Annotated in this window: 14 protein-coding genes and 1 pseudogene; 4 read left to right on the top strand and 11 right to left on the bottom strand. The window is 37.9% G+C overall.

What is annotated here, in order from left to right:
- Nucleotides 1-313: 313 nt before the first annotated feature.
- The 3 genes from fabF to ACQKNC_RS03670 form a co-directional block, all read right to left on the bottom strand.
- On the bottom strand, nt 314-1,555 hold the full coding sequence (gene fabF / locus ACQKNC_RS03680) for a beta-ketoacyl-ACP synthase II (RefSeq protein WP_427423528.1): 1,242 nt from the start codon (nt 1,553-1,555) through the stop codon (nt 314-316).
- 30 nt (nt 1,556-1,585) lie between these two features.
- Nucleotides 1,586-2,524, bottom strand: coding sequence for a beta-ketoacyl-ACP synthase III (locus ACQKNC_RS03675; protein WP_427423527.1), 939 nt, complete (start codon nt 2,522-2,524; stop codon nt 1,586-1,588).
- 387 nt (nt 2,525-2,911) lie between these two features.
- A complete protein-coding gene (locus ACQKNC_RS03670) occupies nt 2,912-4,150 on the bottom strand; it encodes a chloride channel protein (protein ID WP_427423526.1) in 1,239 nt (412 codons plus the stop codon).
- A 585-nt stretch (nt 4,151-4,735) separates the two neighbouring features.
- Between ACQKNC_RS03670 and ACQKNC_RS03665 the strand changes: the two genes are divergently transcribed.
- Nucleotides 4,736-4,930 carry a YjzD family protein gene (locus tag ACQKNC_RS03665; RefSeq protein WP_427423525.1) on the top strand — a complete coding sequence of 65 codons (195 nt, stop codon included), beginning with the start codon at nt 4,736-4,738 and terminating at the stop codon, nt 4,928-4,930.
- A 47-nt stretch (nt 4,931-4,977) separates the two neighbouring features.
- On the opposite strand, the gene ACQKNC_RS03660 is transcribed toward ACQKNC_RS03665, so the two are convergent.
- Nucleotides 4,978-7,104: an ATP-dependent Clp protease ATP-binding subunit gene (locus ACQKNC_RS03660; RefSeq protein ID WP_427423524.1), complete on the bottom strand. Its 2,127-nt coding sequence runs from the start codon at nt 7,102-7,104 to the stop codon at nt 4,978-4,980.
- A gap of 271 nt (nt 7,105-7,375) precedes the next feature.
- Between ACQKNC_RS03660 and ACQKNC_RS03655 the strand changes: the two genes are divergently transcribed.
- Nucleotides 7,376-8,062, top strand: a complete 687-nt coding sequence (locus ACQKNC_RS03655) for a Crp/Fnr family transcriptional regulator (protein ID WP_427423523.1) — start codon at nt 7,376-7,378, stop codon at nt 8,060-8,062.
- Between the two features lie 563 nt (nt 8,063-8,625).
- Here the strand turns inward: ACQKNC_RS03655 and ACQKNC_RS03650 are convergent.
- Nucleotides 8,626-8,934, bottom strand: coding sequence for a metal-sulfur cluster assembly factor (locus ACQKNC_RS03650; RefSeq protein WP_427423522.1), 309 nt, complete (start codon nt 8,932-8,934; stop codon nt 8,626-8,628).
- Between the two features lie 53 nt (nt 8,935-8,987).
- Complete coding sequence (locus ACQKNC_RS03645) at nt 8,988-9,752, bottom strand: prolyl oligopeptidase family serine peptidase (RefSeq protein ID WP_427423521.1); 765 nt, start codon at nt 9,750-9,752, stop codon at nt 8,988-8,990.
- Between the two features lie 121 nt (nt 9,753-9,873).
- Here ACQKNC_RS03645 and ACQKNC_RS03640 point away from each other — a divergent pair, with 121 nt between their 5' ends.
- Together ACQKNC_RS03640 and ACQKNC_RS03635 are read left to right on the top strand one after the other, a co-directional pair.
- Nucleotides 9,874-10,683 (top strand): Cof-type HAD-IIB family hydrolase, encoded by an 810-nt coding sequence (locus ACQKNC_RS03640; RefSeq protein WP_427423520.1) that lies wholly within the window; start codon nt 9,874-9,876, stop codon nt 10,681-10,683.
- A gap of 375 nt (nt 10,684-11,058) precedes the next feature.
- Nucleotides 11,059-11,916: a DegV family protein gene (locus tag ACQKNC_RS03635; protein WP_427423519.1), complete on the top strand. Its 858-nt coding sequence runs from the start codon at nt 11,059-11,061 to the stop codon at nt 11,914-11,916.
- A 97-nt stretch (nt 11,917-12,013) separates the two neighbouring features.
- On the opposite strand, the gene ACQKNC_RS03630 is transcribed toward ACQKNC_RS03635, so the two are convergent.
- From ACQKNC_RS03630 to addA, 5 genes and pseudogenes are all read right to left on the bottom strand, one after another.
- Entirely contained in the window at nt 12,014-13,480 is a 1,467-nt protein-coding gene (locus tag ACQKNC_RS03630; RefSeq protein WP_427423518.1) for an alpha-amylase family glycosyl hydrolase, read from the bottom strand.
- Nucleotides 13,481-13,805: 325 nt separating this feature from the next.
- Nucleotides 13,806-14,174, bottom strand: coding sequence for a YisL family protein (locus tag ACQKNC_RS03625; protein ID WP_427423517.1), 369 nt, complete (start codon nt 14,172-14,174; stop codon nt 13,806-13,808).
- 228 nt (nt 14,175-14,402) lie between these two features.
- Entirely contained in the window at nt 14,403-15,305 is a 903-nt protein-coding gene (locus ACQKNC_RS03620; protein ID WP_427423516.1) for a fumarylacetoacetate hydrolase family protein, read from the bottom strand.
- Nucleotides 15,306-15,703: 398 nt separating this feature from the next.
- On the bottom strand, nt 15,704-16,870 hold the full coding sequence (locus tag ACQKNC_RS03615; RefSeq protein WP_427423515.1) for a DUF418 domain-containing protein: 1,167 nt from the start codon (nt 16,868-16,870) through the stop codon (nt 15,704-15,706).
- 99 nt (nt 16,871-16,969) lie between these two features.
- Nucleotides 16,970-19,426, bottom strand: a pseudogene (gene addA, locus ACQKNC_RS03610) (helicase-exonuclease AddAB subunit AddA); the annotation flags it as partial.
- Between the last annotated feature and the right edge of the window lie 93 nt (nt 19,427-19,519).

Genomic DNA, 19,519 nt, shown 5'->3' with positions numbered 1-19,519 from the left:
CGCTACGTTAACACTACGCTTTCGCACAGAGCAAAGCTTCCTGGGGGCGTCCGATGAGCCGCTTCGCTGCAGGGTCTCGGGCCAATACGATGTTGGTCACGAAGGCGTTATCACAGGACGTGATGGTTTTAGCCTTCGTTCCTCTATTGCTAATCCCCAAGGAGTCGCCCAGCCTCCACTCCAATCAACCACTTCTCATAGCGTGTATCTTCTGGCATGTAAATCTAATTTATAATGATAAAACAGCCCTTTTGGTGAATACAAAAAATCAGTGGAAGATGAAGAACCTCCCACTGATTTTAGTTTTACTTTATTATTCCTCGATTTTTTTGAATAGTAGACTAGCGTTGTGTCCACCAAACCCAAGTGAATTACTCATTGCAAATTTAATATCTGCATTTCGAGCTTCATTCGGCACATAATCTAAATCACATTCTGGATCTGGATCTGTTAAATTAATTGTCGGTGGTAGAATGCCTTCTTTAAGAGCTAACGCTGTGAAAATAGCTTCAACACCACCAGCTGCACCTAATAAGTGACCTGTCATTGATTTTGTAGAACTCATTGCAAGCTTATAGGCATGTTCACCAAAGACAGTTTTTACTGCCTGTGTTTCAAATAAATCATTATATGGTGTACTTGTTCCATGTGCGTTAATATAGTCAATTTGTGAAGCATCTACGCCGCCATCTGCTAAAGCTTGCATCATAGCACGAGAAGCACCTTCTCCTTCTGGAGCTGGAGCTGTAATATGATGAGCATCTCCTGTTGCACCATAGCCAAGAACTTCCGCGTAGATTTTTGCACCACGTGCTTTTGCGTGCTCATACTCTTCCAAAATAACAATACCCGCACCTTCACCAATAATGAAACCATCGCGATTTTTATCGAATGGACGGCAAGCTGTTTGTGGATCCGTATTTAATGATAATGCAGTATTTGCACAAAAGCCTGCTACTGCCATTGTTACGATTGGTGATTCAGCACCACCAGTAATCATAACGTCTGCATCACCACGTTCAATTACTTTAAAAGCATCCCCAATGGAGTTTGTACCTGAAGCACAAGCAGTTACTGAACAAGAGTTAATGCCCTTTGCACCAAAGTGAATCGACACTTGGCCTGAAGCCATATCTGGAATCATCATTGGAATAAAGAATGGACTTACTCGTCTTGCTCCACGCTCTTGGAATGTTAAAAATTGTTGTTCGTAAGTTTCCATTCCACCGATTCCAGAGCCAATCCAGACACCTGCACGTGGTGCTAGCTCTTCATCAATTGTTAATTGTGCATCTTCCATCGCCATGATGGACGCTGCCAAGGCATAATGTGTAAAGCGATCCATTTTACGAGCTTCTTTACGTTCGATATATTTTTCAATATCAAAGTCTTTCACTTCAGCGGCAATTTTTGCTGCAAAAAGATCTTTATTTAAACGTGTTAACTCGCCAACGCCAGATTTTCCAGCTTTAATGTTAGTCCATGTTTCTTCGATGCTATTTCCTAGTGGTGTAACTGCGCCAATTCCTGTAATTACTACTCGTCGTTTACTCATTGTATTACTCCCCTCAAGCATTTTTCGTTTTTATTTTCCCCATCTTATTGTAACGGCACCCCATGTTAAGCCACCGCCAAATCCAACAAGTACTAATAGATCATCATCTTTTATCTTACCTGCTTCAAGCTCATCTACCAAAGAAATACCAATAGAAGCTGCCGATGTATTCCCATATTTGTGAATCGTTTTTGACATTTTTTCTGGTGGTAGATCTAGACGCTCACGAGCAGATTCCATAATTCGTATATTCGCCTGATGCGGCACTAAAAAATCTACGTCTTCTTTTGTTAAACCTGCTTTTTCTAATACATTTATTGCAGATTCACCCATTTGACGAACTGCAAACTTAAATACTTCACGGCCATTCATAGCGATTGTGTCCTGCTGTGTTAAGTACAAATTCTTTCCACCTGTACCGTCAGCGCCAAGCTCAAATGATAAAATACCTCTACCTTCTGATACTGGACCAACTATTGCTGCACTTGCACCGTCACCGAATAACACAGCGGTATTGCGATCTTCCCAATCAAGTACTTTCGACAGCTTTTCAACACCTACTACTAAGACATATTTATAAGCATTTGATTCAACAAATTGCTTTGCTGTCACTAAACTATATATAAATCCTGCACAAGCAGCCGCTTGGTCCATCGCAGCTGCATTAACTGCTCCAATTTGCTCCTGAACCATACATGCTACACTTGGAAATGTTTGATCTTGTGTTACAGTTGCTACAAGGATTAAGCCTATTTCCTCTGGTGTAATACCTGCTTTTGCAATAGCTTCTTTTGCAGCAGCTACTGCTAAATCTGAAGTTTCTTGATCATCAGCAGCAAAATGACGTTCTTCAATCCCTGTGCGAGTTCGAATCCATTCATCCGAAGTGTCCATAATTTTTTCTAAATCAAAATTTGTAACGACCTTCTCCGGAACGTATTTGCCAATTCCTATAATACCAGCGTTCATTTAGCAACCCCTCTGCTTTCTTACTATCAATTATTAGTAACTGGTCATAATTATAACTCATAATGACGGAATGGTGCAAGATGATTTAATATCAACGGGTTAAAGCTAGCAGTATTGAGGTTTTAGTAATATATACATAAATAGGAGATAATGGTTCTAAACTATAACGTGGGTTGATTTCCGTTCTGACTTATATACATGGCATACTTTCCAGGAAATATAAGAGGTTTTTTCGAGGTAAATAAAGCGAGAAATGTACAAAAATGTGTGAGTAAGGCAACATTAAGACCACCCATGATGAAGTGGTCTTATTATAGCTTATTTAACTAAATACTACTTCACGTTTATCCAAGTTTTCGTGGTTCAAATCAAAGTCTTCCCCTAAAATTAAGCAGTTATTTTTTGCGGGGATTTTTTTCTCAATTTACTTAACAAAATAAATAAAACTACAATCATTAATATTACTGGGGCTAACTCTATCGGAAAAAATAGCATGAGAGACAGTCCTACCAGTAAAGGTGTCTTTAAAATAGCGATCGAAGCACTACCACCTATAACAGCAACGATAAAGAGCATATCTAGTTGTGGAAAAAAAGTCGCGATCGCGTAGCCTTGTAAAATACATGCAAATATAACCGGTAAAACATTCCCACCAACCCAGCCTGACTTTAAACAAAACTCCATAAAAATCAGTTTTAAAATAGAACCCAAAATTAAAGTAGCAATCGAAAGTGTCGGTACTACACTAGGTAATTCTTGCATAGAAAGTTGGCCAGAAAACAGTAGGTTAGGGGCAACTAAAGACATTAAACCAATACCAATACCACCGATAACACCACTTAAAATAATTTTATTGTTCATTTTAGAAAAGAATTTTTTCATCGCTCTTTCCATTAGTTCATAAAGCTTACTGAACAAAATTCCAAATAAAACAAAAGGAATAAAAAGAAGCAATTCATCAAAACCCCAACTCGTTTCCCCTAACTTTGTCACAAAAGGAGGTTGTTCTGATATTTTAATGATAAACATAAAGGTCATAATACCGTTAACGATAAATAACATATATACCAATTTCTTAAATAAAAGCATTTTTTTCTCTTGGGGAGCCCGATCAGAACTATAAGGGATAAGGTACTTATGAGGTAAAGCTAATTTTTTTAGTTTAATTAACCAAGATTCCTTTTTCCACTCGTTGTAGGAAAAATAAAAGTAACGCATTTTATCTGCCTGCCAAACCGATAACGCAATAACAGAACTTAAAACGGCTGCTGCAGGACCTACACTTGCACCAAAGATTAGAATTAAAAAAGCAATAAAAAAATTGAGACTTAGATTTGAATAGTCCATTCTTTGAGTTGTTTTTAATTCAACAATAGCATCAGAAGCTGTTTTAGGTAGAGTAGTTCCATACTTATACCTGCTAACACCTACTAAAAAACCACCTAGTATACATAAAAATAATGTATAGATGGACGGTACTTTAAAATTATTGGATATGTCAGTCCATAAAAAATCTGTCAAGCTATTAACTAATATTAAAAAAACAGAAGAAATAACACCGATTATCCCACTTAAAATTAAGCCATAAACAAGTAATCCGATTATTTTATAATACTTCTTATTCAAAATAAAATTCACCACTTTTAAATGTATATAAGACTCTCTCTTGTTGCATTAAGTAACTATATTCATTAATTTTAATAATGATATAACTATACTAGACTTCACAATAAAAGTGCTAGTATTTTCCTATCTAAATCTATATTGAACTAATAAACAGTCTTTGTCTTTAACTGTGATATACAGGAAATAAAAGAATATGCAATTCTTTTCGGAGAGAACACATTACATGTTGTTGAAAAACTTTATGGATCAAAATGTGTAGTGTAGGACACAATTGCCTAAAATAACTCTTCAAACTCATAATAAAGAAGAAGTGCAAGCTGAATTAAAATTAATGCTTTTTGCCCTATTCTGCTCGACTACGAATTGAGTGACCACGACAATCCCCTGCCTCAAGTATTAACGACGTTTCGAATATTGGTGCTTCTAATGAAATTGCATTAAAATAAAATAAGTATTGTTCTTGTTGTGACAAATTCGCCATGTTTAACAGAAAAGGTTCTTTTTTTTTCAATTTATGTTATGATATTATAATGAATATGTAGTAAAAACTTTATGATATAAAAAAGTTCGGTTGAGGTGAAATTAATGCAATATATCGTAACATTCGTATGGTCATTCCTACTAGTTTCAATGTTAAACTACGTAGTAAGCTCTGTACTTGGTGCACCGTTTGATTTCCAAACTGCTGTAGTCACATCAGTTGTATTTACAATTCTTGTTTTCATTATCGGTGCAGTTATTCCAAACGAGTCAACTCCAGAAGCTGCAGACAATCATTAATTTAACTAAAAAAACCTGTTTCGCTTAATGCGGAACAGGTTTTTTTGTTATTTTTCAACGATACATTGACCATCATGCATTCGAATGTGCAATGTTTCTCCTGGTAAGACTTCACCTCGAAGCAATTCTTTTGCAACCGCTGTTTCAATATATCGTTGCACGAAACGTTTAAGTGGTCTTGCGCCAAACTGAGCATCTGCTCCTTGTTCTACAATCCAATCAATTACATTTTGTTCTACTTGTAAAGAAATGTCTTGCTCTGCCACTCGTTTGACAAGCTGTTCGACATATTTCCAAGCAATCGCTGTAAAGTGCTCATCTGAAAGTGCATGGAACATAATAATATCATCCATACGATTTAACAGCTCTGGTTTAAAGTGTTGACGCAGTGCAGCCATCACTAAATCCTCAACTGCTGTATCGTCTTCCTTTGCTTCCATTAAATAGCTTGAGCCAATGTTAGAGGTTAAAATGACCACTGTGTTCGTAAAGTTGACCATACGGCCTTGGCTATCAGTAATGCGCCCATCATCTAAAATTTGCAGTAAAATATTCGCAACGTCTGGATGGGCTTTTTCAATTTCATCTAATAATACAACTGAATATGGATTTCGGCGAACAGCTTCTGTTAATTGTCCACCTTCCTCGTAGCCAACATAACCTGGAGGTGCCCCTACAAGACGTGATACGCTATGTTTCTCCATATATTCACTCATATCAATACGAATAAAATGATCCTCAGAATCAAACAGCTGAGCTGCTAGTGCCTTCGCAAGCTCTGTTTTACCAACACCTGTTGGCCCTAGGAATAAAAAGCTACCAATTGGTCGATGCGGGTCTTTGATACCAGCTCGAGCACGCCATACCGCTTCTGTGACAAGCTGTACAGCATTATCTTGTCCGACAACACGCTCATGCAATGTATCTTTTAAGCGCAATAATTTTTCACGCTCACCTTCTACTAATTTCGTCACTGGTATTCCCGTCCAGCGTGAGACAATAGATGCGATTTCATCAGCTGTTACCTCTTCACGTAAAATACGTGATTCCGTACCATTCTCTAATTGTTTTTCCATCTCTTGAATTTCCTTTTCAAGAGTAGGAATTTTACCATGACGTAATTCAGCAGCTTTATTTAAATCATATTTACTTTCTGCTTCATCTAAGTCACGACGGTATTTATCAAGTTTTTCACGTTTTTTCTGAATCCCTTGTAACGCTTCTTTTTCGGTTTCCCATTGTTTACGCATGCCCTCAGAGGATTCCTTGAGGTTTGTTAATTCCTCACGTAGTTGCTCTAGACGCTTTTTACTTGCCTCGTCCTTTTCCTTACGCAATGCTTGCTCCTCAATTTCGAGCTGCATAATACGACGAGTTACTGCATCCAATTCTTGTGGCATGGAATCAATTTCTGTTCGAATCATCGCACATGCTTCATCGATTAAATCGATGGCCTTATCTGGCAGGAAACGCTCTGTAATATAACGATTTGAAAGCTCTGCTGCCGCTACGATCGCACGGTCATGAATACGCACCGCATGATGTAACTCAAAGCGCTCTTTTAAGCCTCGTAAAATAGAAACTGTATCCTCAATAGAGGGCTCACGTACAAGTACTTGTTGGAAACGACGCTCTAAAGCAGGATCTTTTTCAATATACATACGGTATTCATCTAATGTTGTAGCCCCAATACAATGTAGCTCACCTCGTGCAAGCATTGGCTTTAACATATTCCCGGCGTCCATTGCACCATCCGTTTTACCTGCACCAACAATAGTATGAATTTCATCGATAAATAAAATGATACGCCCTTCAGATTCCTTCACTTCTTTAAGTACGCCTTTTAAGCGTTCTTCAAATTGACCTCGATAACTAGCACCTGCTATTAACGCACTCATATCAAGCTCGTACAATACGCATTCTTTTAATCCCTCGGGTACATCACCTTTTACAATACGTTGTGCTAACCCTTCTACGATTGCTGTTTTACCAACACCTGGCTCACCTATTAAGACAGGATTATTTTTCGTTTTACGCGTTAAAATACGAATAACATTACGAATTTCTTCGTCACGACCGATAACCGGGTCCATTTTACCGTTCTTTACTTCTTCTATTAAATTACGTCCAAATTGTTCTAATGGTTTCTTATTATCTGTTTGTTGAAATTGCATGTTTAGCACTCCTTTTCAATAATGTTAGCGGAATCCCGTTTGCCATTCTGTTTCAAAAAAAATGTTTGACCTTTTTTGACTAACTTTATTTTACAACATACGACAAACCTTAGCAAAGAATTAGCCCTAAAATTTCTTCCCTTACAACTGGAAAATTACGTTATAATAAAAGTATGTTTCTTGAATTTAGTATCGAAATTATTCACCATCCTTTTGTAATAAACAGCCACTTATTACAAAAAGAAAGCGATGTGTTGGAGATATGGTTATAATGGACAATATGCAAGAGAAATTTCATGGTCTTTTTCAAAAGCACGGTGTTTTTATCAAAGTGAATAAGGATAGCAAAATTTTTTTAGAGGGCGAACGTGCGAAAGAAATATACTATATAAAAACAGGAGCTATCTCGATTAATCAGGAAACGGAGAACGGGAAGGAATTAACCATTCGTATCTGTGGTCCAGATAGTATCATTGGAGAAGGCTCATTATTTTGTAACTTTACGCACAATTCCATGACTGCTAAAGTATTAGAGCCCTCTAGTTTATATGTACTAAGCCGTAAATCACTGGAACTTTCACTAGTGGAACAACCTGTTTTAATGGTGGAATATATGAAGTGGTTGCAGACAGAAAATTTAAAGCATCAAAGTCGTTTGCGCGATTTAGTTTTAAATGGTAAAAAGGGCGCTTTATTTTCAACGCTCATCCGTCTTTCGAATACTTATGGTAAGCCTTTAGAAGATGGTACTATTTTTATCAATTTCCCGTTAACAAATACAGAAATCGCTAATTTATGTGCGACGAGTAGAGAAATGATCAATCGCATGCTTAATGATTTAAAGAAACACAATATTATTTCCTTTGAAAAGAGTTATATAACAATTCATGATGTCCAATTTTTAAAGGATGAAATCGCTTGTGAAAATTGTCCGTTACAAATATGTCGTATCGATTAATTCGTTACACGCAAAATCCCCGCTTACGAGTTAAGCGGGGATTTCATATAATGGTCAAGCTTTATACAAATATACCATTAAATTAGGCCTGTCTGGCAAAGCGAGGGGTTGATTTCCGTTCCGACTGGGCGCTTTCCTGGGGGCGTCCGATGAGCCGCTTCACTCACTTCGCTCGCTCCAGGGTCTCATCTGTGACGCTGATCCCCAAGGAGTCGCCCAGTCTCCACTCCAATCAACCATTTCACTAAGTATGAGCCTTCTGGCATGACACTCTAATTTATAGTGATAAAACAAAATTTCAGCAATGTGTGTTTTGTACGAAAGCAAAGCAACAGAGGAGGAAGCGGCACAATGTTCCAGAATGTCGATCACAGATAAAATTTCGAGAAACGCTGATAGCATCGAGAATCGCCCCCACTGGAAACTGAGTGCCCCGGACCCGGATCCCCCTCATTTTAAAGCCCGCAACAATCACAAAAATTCGACTATTTCGTATTTCAAAACTGCAAAATCCCCGCTTGCTGTTGCAAGCGGGGATTTCTTATCATGCTTTAAGTGGATACTTATCGTACACCTAATGCCATTTTCGCATAGCGAGACATTTTATCTTTTGACCACGGTGGATTCCATACAATGTTTACATTTGTACTTTTCACTTCTGGAAGCTCACCTAATGCTGTGTTCACTTGGTCAACAATCACAGGTCCAAGTGGGCAGCCCATAGAAGTTAGCGTCATTGTAACGGTTGCTACACCTGCTTCATCTAAATCTACATCATATACTAAACCTAAGTTGACGATATCAATACCAAGCTCAGGGTCAATTACATTTTCTAATGCACCGAACATGCTGTCTTTCATATCTTGATCCATCTGTATTTCTCCTTCCGTCACAGTGTTAACTTAATCATAGCAGATGCATCTTATTATGCCAAATGCTGTGCAAGCCATTCAGTTGCTGCTAACATACCGTCTCGAGACACAGCATGGCCTGCTCTTTTATTAGCTAAGAATTTTAAATCTTCTGGATTTGATTCATAATATTTTTGTAAAGTTAAATAAAAATTATACGTATCATTGAAAGGTACAGTTTTATCTAATTCCCCATGCCAGAAAAACACAGGTCGTCCTGCAAATTTTTCTGGTGTTAGGCTGACATCGTATTTAGCAAGAAGCTCATTCGTTTGTTGTACTTCTTCTTCGGACATTGGCCAATCCACACCGCTTTTAGTGAATTGCTGTAATTGATACTCCGCTAATTTAAGAAAACCCGGTGCACCCATACATACTGCTGCTGTTTTCACCCAATCATATTGCTTTAAACATCCTGATGTCACAATTCCACCCATCGATGTACCAGCAACGCCAATTTTATCATTCGCTAATAATTTTTTATTCTTTAATTCATTATATAATTGTTCAACTTCGTGAATAGAATTTAAAACAATATCCCAAAAATGTAAGCTCATTTGCATTTCAGCTAGGCCTTCACTACGGTCGCCATGTAATTTTGCATCAGGTAATAGGACACGCACCCCTCTGCCTACTAATTGATATGCATAATGTAAGTTATGTTCTTTTGCACTCATAAAGCCATGTAAGAAAATCACTACTGGGGTTTCTTCATTCATATCATCTGTATGTATATGTAATAAAGGAATATTTCCCCACATTTCTTTCTCAACAATCATCTTTGTCACTCCCAACATTTGTCTCATCTTTATGTTAGCAAACTTTTCTCGATGTGACAAAATTTTGACGAATGGTTTACAAAGAGATACTATTCAAATTATAGGAAAGGGGCAATGAGCTATGAAACCGCATTTAATCGTTTTAGACTTAGATGGTACGTTATTAACGGACCAACAACAAATTTCAGCCAAAACTAAAAAAACATTATTGCAGGCAAAGGAACAAGGCCATCAAGTTATGATTGCTACAGGCCGTCCTTATCGCGCGAGTGATATATATTATCACGAGCTTGGCCTTACAACGCCCATCGTGAATTTTAATGGTGCTTACGTCCACCATCCAAAAAATGCTGCTTGGCAGACTATGCATACTCCTATTGATTTAGGCGTAGTGCATAATGTCGTCGACTCCATTAATAGCTATGAATACGAAAATATTATTGCAGAGGTTAAGGACGATATTTACGTGCATACAGAGGATGAACGTATATTAAATATTTTTAACATGGGGAATCCAAAAATTACTCTTGGAGATCTCTATACCCATTTACTTGATAACCCAACTAGTTTACTGATTCAAGCTAATGAAGTAAATTCTATGATTATTCGTGATCATTTACAGGCTGTTCATGCAGAGGTCATTGAACATCGTCGCTGGGGTGCGCCACTTCACATTATTGAGATTGTTCGCCGTGGCTTAAATAAAGCAGTAGGAATCGCTCATGTTGCAAAAGATTTAGGTATACCACGCGAGCGTATTATTGCATTCGGTGATGAAGATAATGATTTAGAAATGATTGATTATGCCGGACTTGGTGTAGCAATGGGCAATGGTATTCCTACTCTAAAAAATATTGCCAATGAAATTACCACAACCAATAATGATGATGGTATCGCTAAAATACTCATCGAACGCTTGAAATTATCCTAGTTAAGTAGTAATATCCTATTTTTTAACTCATCACCAAAGTTGTGGAGGACATTTGTTAAAACGTATACCCTGAGTTGATTGGAGTGGAAACTGGGCGACTCCTTGGGGTGCTGAGCTCATTTTTTTCAATTTCACTTTATTCAGGAGTACCCTTTATTCAACGAGTACTTACTGAATAAAGTTATAAATACATCACTATTCCTGAGTTGCAATTATACTGAAACTCGATATGATAATATATCTATATAACATTTCAATAGAAATAGTTTAGAGAAACGTAGAGTGGAAAGTGAGAGCTCGACACTTGTTCACCTGTTATGTAGTATAGGTATTTGAAAACTTCTCATATAGAATATTAAATTAGGGGGACAAATGATGAAAATTTTTACTGATAGTGGATGTGATTTACCAAAGTCTTATTATGAAGAAAACAATGTTGAACTTCTTCCACTACGAGTGCAATTGAACAATAATGAATATGATGATGTCATTTCAATTGATTCCAAAGAAATTTACGATGCTATTCGTCAAGGTGCTCGCCCAAAAACATCCCAAGTATCACCAGAGCTTTTTCTCAAGCATTTTGAAAATCTAGCAAAAAATGAAGAAGAAGGAATCTATATTGCTTTTTCATCGGAATTATCAGGTACCTATAATACGGCTGTCATGATTCGTAATCAAGTACAGGAGCAATATCCATCCCTTAAATTAGCAATCATCGATTCTAAATGTGCTTCGCTAGGTTTTGGCCTAGTAGTCGAAGAAGCCGTTCGACTCCGAAATACAGGTGCTTCATTGGAGGAACTCGAAGCTAAAATTACAGCCCTTACCCCTCAAATGGAACACTTATTTACAGTAGAGGATTTAGATTACCTCGCAAAAGGTGGACGTGTTTCAAAGGCCAGCGCATTTCTTGGAGGACTTCTAAGCATTAAACCTATTTTAAATGTAGAGGACGGTAAGCTTGTGCCGATTGAAAAATCTCGCGGACGCAAAAAAGCCATCGCTCGCATGTTAGATTTAATGCAGGAGCGCGGTGATAATTTTTCTGAGAAAATTATTGGTATTAGCCATAGTGATGATGTGGACTTTGCCAACCAAGTAAAGGCTTCTATCCAAGAAAGATTTTCACCAAAAGCCATTCAAGTAACAATGATCGGTTCAGCTATCGGCTCACATGTAGGACCAGGTACAATTGCCATCTTCTTTACGAATAAAAGCTATCAAGCTTAACAAAAACCCCCCTCCGCACTAAAAAGTGTTGAGGGGGGTTAGCATTTTATCTTGTATTAACGCCTATAAAATCAATGAGGGATGGAGCACCCCTTTATTATTGAGCATCTTGCTCCTTACGTCGTACTTTACCTCGTCTAATAATAACAACTACAAATCCTATGAATATAACCCACACTAATCCTAGGGCTACCATATAAGGTACATTTAAGCCTTCATCATTTCTAACTTGATAAATCTCTACCATTTCACGATCTAAAATAACCGGGTAAACGTCTTTTTCATTAATACGAACTTTTTCTTCGTGTAAAATACCATTTAGCATTTTACCTTTCCCAAGCTGAGCAGGTGTTAAATCAACGCGTTGTGTTTTACTAGTGTTGTTAACCATAATGACCCATTTCTCTTTATCGGATGTACGTGTAAATACAAGTAGGCCATTTTCATTTGTAATAACTTCAAAATCACCGTTGCGTAATGCCTCAGATTTATTACGTAACGATTGTACATTTTTAATATATTTGATTAATTCATCATCTGTTTTAAAGTTGTATATTTGGTGCGTATCTGGCTTTGTTTCCCCGTTCATCGCAATTTCTGTACCATATTGCACAACAGGAATTCCTGGCATCATAAATAAAGCACCCATCGCCATTTTCAGACGCGTTGGTGGGAACATGTTTTCAGCTGCAGAATCAAATGTAAAACGGCGCGTTTCTAGGGAATCAACCATAATTTGAGTTGGTTTCTTATCTGTAAAAGGCTCCATTAACTTAGAAGAATCCATATCAACATTTTTAAATATATTACGGTAAATATCAGCTGTTGCCGGTGAAAAGCTTGCATCAAAGTTTGCATCACTTTCTTCATTTGAAATCACATAGAGCGATTTTTTCTTATCTTTTAATGCTTTAATCACTGCATTGATAAATTCTGTATCAGCACCAGCAATATTAGTTAAACGAATCCCACCAACATCATATGTAGTGACAAAGTCTGTAGCTGATTTAATAAGTGCTTCTTGTACATCTTTGTTTGTTAAATCCCATTGTACTTGTCCATTATTTGTTGAAGCAATCCAGTTCTTTTTCGCTGGATCTTTTGCCCACTCATGATTCGGACTTACATTATTTAATGGAAAATCAACCATGATCGATAAATTTTTAGCTTTATAGGCCTCTATGACACTTTGAAACTCCTCAGATGTCCCAAAATGACGCTCAATTGTAGAGTAGCTCGTCGGCATCGATCCATCATATTTTTCAGTGGCAAAAACCGGACCAATGGAAACGATTGTAAAGCCCATCTCTCCGATAAATTTTAGTTTATCCTGTAAACCTGCAAAATCGCCACCTGCAAATTTAGTAGGGTCTTGAGTATTTGTATCAAAATCGTTAGTGCCCGAACCATTAAAGAAACGGTCAACGAGTAAATCATAGATGCTTTCTTCTGCAATCATTCTTGTCGACGCTTCATCAGCATGTGCAACTGGTGTAGCGCTTACTAATGAAGTTAATAGTAAAAGCGATGCAGCTGTCGCACTTATCCACTTCTTGAATTTCACTTTTATTCCCTCTCTTTCAAACCAATCCATCGTCATTTTACCAAATAAAAGAGTCCCATCGCTATCATTTCAAAATATTTTCTGAAAATGCAAAATGAATTACGGCAAAAAGGTGTCAACTTCTCCATTAAATATATTCATCGGCTTGGTCGTGGTCCCGATTAGTTTTTATGGAGACCTAAGCACTTCTTCGGCTTACCTGATCAGTTTTCTGGGCTACCTGATCACTTCTCCGGCATATCCGATCAGTTTTTCAAGCCCTAAGTGGTTGCATTTTCTTCCCAAAAAAAAGCCGTGAAGCGAAATCTTCACGACTTTTACAAAATTATGCTAAGAAATTTTGACCCATTGGTAATTTGAAGCCTAGGAACATTGTAATCAATAAGAATACTGCAAATAAAATCCAAAACATGCCTGTTGGTTTATTTTTCTTTTGACGTACTAATACCATTTCCATCATGCCAATAACTAAAATACCGCCTAGGAATTTAAAGCCGTAGAGCATACCCATATTAAAATCCATGCCTTTAATGAATAGTGCCCCACCTGTAATAATAATTAAAACGTAAAATAAACGTAATGTCATATGTAAGCCTTTTGACTGCTTGCCCATTAACGCTGCAATTAAAAAGATTACGATTGCAACTACCCAAGTAGTTACATGCAAATGCGTTTGGCTAGTTAAGAAATTCATTATTGTCCCACCTCATATTCTTTTTTCTATCAAATTCTATCCTACCATGTGATGGAAAGGGTTTCAAACATTACAATAGTGTTCACATAATAAACATCAATTATGCCTCGGCATAATTGCGTCCAAAATCGGCTTTGTGCTTAGGCTGACGCTTCGCTTTCGCTACCAAAACACTCGCTGAAAGAAGTTAAAAATCCGCTGAGATAAACTCACGCGGATTTGAAAAAATTATTCAAAATGATTTACTAAAGTACCGATACCTTGGATTGAAACTTTCACAGTATCACCAGCTTTTAAGAATTGTGGCGGATTCATGCCTTTACCAACCCCCGCTGGAGTACCCGTTAAAATAACATCGCCTGGCTCTAATGTTACATGCTGAGACAAAATCGATACTAATGATTCTACAGAGAACATCATATCTTTTGTTGAGCCGTTTTGACGCACTTCATCATTCACTTTTGTTACCACTGTTAAATCTTGTGGATTCGGAATTTCATCTTTTGTTACAAGGTAAGGTCCAAGTGGACAAGTTCCTTCCAAGCTTTTTCCTAAGAAGAATTGCTTATGTTTTTCTTGTAAATCACGAGCTGTAATATCATTGGCAATCGTGTAGCCAAATACATAATCATATGCTAAGTTTTTCGGAATATTTTTACCACGTTTACCAATGACAACTGCTAATTCGCCTTCATAATCCATTTTCGATGAAAGATCAGCATGGATAGAAATTGTTTGCCCATCTGCAGCAATAGCAGTCGGAGATTTTGTAAATACCATTAAATCTATTGGAGCTGCCTCTGCACCCATTTCTTTAGCATGCTCATCATAGTTTTTCCCAATACACATAATATTTTTTGGTGTACGTGGAATCGGTGATAACCACTCGATCGCTGTAAATTCACGTTTGAAGCTATCAGCACGATCTGATTTTTCAGCGGCTTCTACTAATTTACGAATCTGTTCAACAAAATCAAAGCCTAGAGCAATACCATCTACAATTGAACTTGAAAAAGAAGGGAGAACTTGAAGTTCATTTTGAATAGCGAGTACATCCCATACCGCTTCTTCTTTTTTTACTTTTGGTCCAAAGCTTACATGTCCACCTAATTTAAACGATAAAATTTTCATGATTTTCAGAGCTCCTTCTTTTTTCTACATGATACAACAAAATAATAGAAATTGCCTTACTTTTGCGACAATAATTTTTATTCCTAATCAAACGCGGGGCCATTCACCATAACGTAGGGTTGATTTCCGTTCCAGCTGGGCGCTTTCCTAGGGGCGTCCGATGAGCCGCTAATCCCCAAGGAGTCGCCCAGCCTCCACTCCAATCAACTTATATACATGACATATGTTTTAACAAATGTCATCACCAACTTTTTATGATGAGCCAAATCGCAATAAATTATTCTTATAATACAAGACGTGATTATTAACTATATGTTTCCACCACATTGAAGATGAAGGCTGATTTCCGCCCGATTGCTAGATTGCACAAGAATCGAATACCTTATATTGATAAAACATTAACCTACTTTAGCATTCGCCTTATATGTTAATTTACGCCATAAAGCCTCTAATGGACCTTGTTTCCATTTTGCTAGCCAAATCTCCGCCACAATCATTTGTACAACAATAATACCTACTGCAATTAATACGCCTGTTGCGACGCTCACTTTTCCATACAAGCCAAATCCAAATTGATAAAATAAACAAGTGCCAATTATCGATTGAAGTATATACATCGTTAACGACATGCGCCCCATTTTTGCAAACGGACTAAGCAACTTTGGTACAATTGGAAGTAAACAAAGCAAAACAATGAGCCCGATATAGCCAACGGATAAAATTGGACCACCTATGTATACTTTCAAATAGTCTAATAAATACGTACGCGGAAACATAATCGGTAAGCTCTTAATAAAAATACCAATTGTTAACCCAGCTATTGCTAAAGTCAGCCATAGCCATTTTAGCTCCTTTGCTCGTTCCACCAAACGCCATTTAGAGGCTGCGGCACCAATTAACATAAATGGTAGAATTGTAAATAACGCCACAAACCACATGCTAATCCCTGCCTGAATAGATAAATCAGTTAAACGTTGCATAAATGCATCTACCCAATTCCCCGTTCCATAAGCAGTTATTGCCTGCTCTACCGAAGTAATATCTAAATACTCATCAACCACTGTATTAAAATTAATATATCCTACAATAAATAACATAAAAGCTTGCATAACACCGTTAATCATAATACCGATTGACAATAACCAAATAGGATGTAGACGTAGTAATAACAATAAAAAAACGCCGCAAAATGCATACATCATCAAAATGTCGCCCCACCAAATGAGCACAGCATGGATCAGACCAAATACAAATAATACAGAAAGTCTTCGAAGCCCTATCGAATAAAAATTTTGTTCACGGCTTTGCGCTTTCTGCCATTGCATAGCAAGTCCATAGCCAAATAACATGGCAAACAGTGGATAAAAACTACTTTGGACATAAATATCTAAATTTTGCTGCCACACTATATCTGACGGTGTCGTAAACCATGATGCCAAATCAATATATGGCATTGGTAAATAAAAGGCAAATATATTAACAAGTAAAATGCCTAATAAGCTAATACCACGTAAAATATCTAATGTTGCGATGCGTTCCTGCAACATTGTCGGTTTTAACTCCACGAAATAGCCTCCTCTATGTATATGGCGAAAACAGAGCTCCCTAACACTCATTCCCTTATATGAAACTACCTCAGATAGCCCTGTTTACACCGCGTTCACTTATGCATGTAAAGCCCGTTCAATATCGAATAAATATAGAACTTTATCACTCACTTTGATTTGAAGGATAGATTCAATCGCCTCACTATAAACTCTGAGCTGGACACCATATCGTTCTAAGAGTTCCTTAGATAGCGCTGGCTCCTCAGCAAAATGTGATTGGATACGATCTGTCTTATAATCAAGCAAGATCCATTCACCGTTTTCATCTTCAAATAAGCAATCAATAATCCCCTGTACAATTTGAGCATCGCCATCTTCATCTACTCTACTAATCGTAAATGGCAGTTCTCTCCGGACTGTTTTTGCTTTTTTAAAGCATTGTCCAATGTCTGTCGTAAAGAAATTATATATTTTCTTCCATGGAACAACCTTCCCTTCAGCCTCAGTCAGAAGCTGTCTTGCCACTAAATCAGTGACAAACTCCTTAACCTCCTGTACATTCATAAAGCCGTTTTGAGGTACATGCTGCATGACTGTATGGACAGCTGTTCCTATTTCTGCACCTGTAAGCTGTTTGTCCTGTAAAAAGGTTGGACGGGCTGCAATGGCTGTTGATTTTTGCTTAGAAGGTACTGAAAAGTAATATTCAGGCTCCTCCTGTCGCTGTAGATTTTCTAAACGCTTAATTTCACTAACTGATGTTTTTGAGCGTTTTTGTGTTGATTTTTGAAATGGGTACTGTGCTTGAAAGCGCATCGTAATTTCCGACAATAGAGCTTCGTCTTCTGGTGTTTCTAGCAATTGCTGTACCTCATCCTCTAGCGCCTGTATGTCATACGCATAATGGCTCGTTTCAACTGCACGTACCCACCAATGCGATACATCTTCAGGTGCCTTATACAAGGAATTAGCAAGTGAAGCAAAATCTGCGTGTCTTGCAACTGCAGGTCCAAGCCAATCAAAATAGCTATTAGCCCGCGCACGTAAATACTCCTGTAGCGGGGCATCCAACGGCAAACTTTGTGCATCCTGCCAGTTGTCGAGCGTTTTACTCCAATTTTTCACGGAGCCTACTAAAATAAGTCGCTCCTTCGCACGTGTCATCGCTACGTATAATACACGCATTTCCTCTGCACGCATTTCAAGCTCTTTTTTCTCCTTCAGAGCTAAAAATGGCAGGGATGTATACGTAATACGGTTTTCTGGATCAATTGCCTTCACTGCAAGACCAAAATCTTGATCGAATAAATACGGATTGTGGAAATCCATTTTATTAAACGGTCTCCCCATCCCTGCAACAAAGACAACAGGGTACTCTAACCCTTTTGAAGAGTGAATGGTCACTAGACGGACGACGTCATCCTTTTCTCCAATTGATTTCGCTGCTCCTAAATCATCTCCTCGCGTACGCATGCGATCAATAAAACGTAAAAAACGAAATAGTCCTCGAAACGCTGTTTTCTCATACATTAAAGCACGATCATGTAATATGCGTAAGTTGGCCTGACGCTGTTTACCATTTGGCATCGCTCCGACCATCTCATAATAATGCGTGTCTAAATAAATCTTCCAGATTAAATCTGACAGTGAACCACGTCGCGCTAGATCCCGCCAATTTTCAAATGCTAGCATAAATCGTTGAAGCTTCACAAAAGTGTCAGAATGCACACCATGCCCAGCACTTCGAATAAATTGTCTTAATGCTTCATAAAATGGCGCTTTTGCATCTGCTAGCCGTATTTTTGCTAGCTCATTTTCTGTTAAGCCAACAAATGGAGCGCGTAGCACTGAAGCTAAAGGAATATCCTGATATGGATTATCGACAACCTTTAGTACATTCAGCATAATCATAACCTCAAGCGCATCAAAATATCCTTTGGAGGATTCCGCATAGAGAGGGATTCCCGCAAGCTTAAATTCCTCTACTAAATCTGTTGACCATGTCATTGAACGCATTAAAATCACAATATCACTATATTTTAATGGACGTTCTGTCTTCGTTTTAGTATCGAATACAGTTGTCCCATCCTCCATCATCTGCCGAATACGTTCAATGATAAAACGTGCCTCATATTGTGATTTTTTTAATTCCTCTAGTTCAGAGGCGTCGCTTGCAATATCTTCTGCCTCTTCTTCCTGCTCCTCAGCTTCGGGAGGATGCATGATGACTAGCTCTACCGGAACTTCTTTGTCATCATACGGTGCTGCCGGTTTTAATGAAGCATTTTCATCATAAAGAATTTCTCCAACACGCTCACCCATAATTTGTGCAAATACATAGTTTGTAGCGTTCAACACTTCTTTTCGACTACGGAAGTTAGCGTTTAAATCTATACGCATTCCCGTTAAATCTGGGGCCTCTAGAAACTCACTGTACTTGCGCATAAAAAGCTTTGGTTCTGCTAAACGGAAACGGTAGATGCTTTGTTTTACGTCCCCTACCATAAAAAGATTTCCCTCTTGCTCATTACCTGTTTTCACAAGCTGTAATATTGTTTCTTGTAGCATATTTGATATGGATAGGTAAGCCTTTGAAATCATCTCCAGCTTTTCCCCCCATTCACACCGTACGTGAGGGTTTCCCCTCATACGGCGTTCCATCAATTA

The sequence above is a fragment of the Lysinibacillus sp. NPDC094177 genome, from assembly GCF_050279145.1.
Lineage (GTDB): Bacteria > Bacillota > Bacilli > Bacillales_A > Planococcaceae > Lysinibacillus.
The sequence above is the reverse complement of the archived record's forward strand: the minus strand, read 5'-3'. Positions and strand labels throughout refer to the sequence as shown.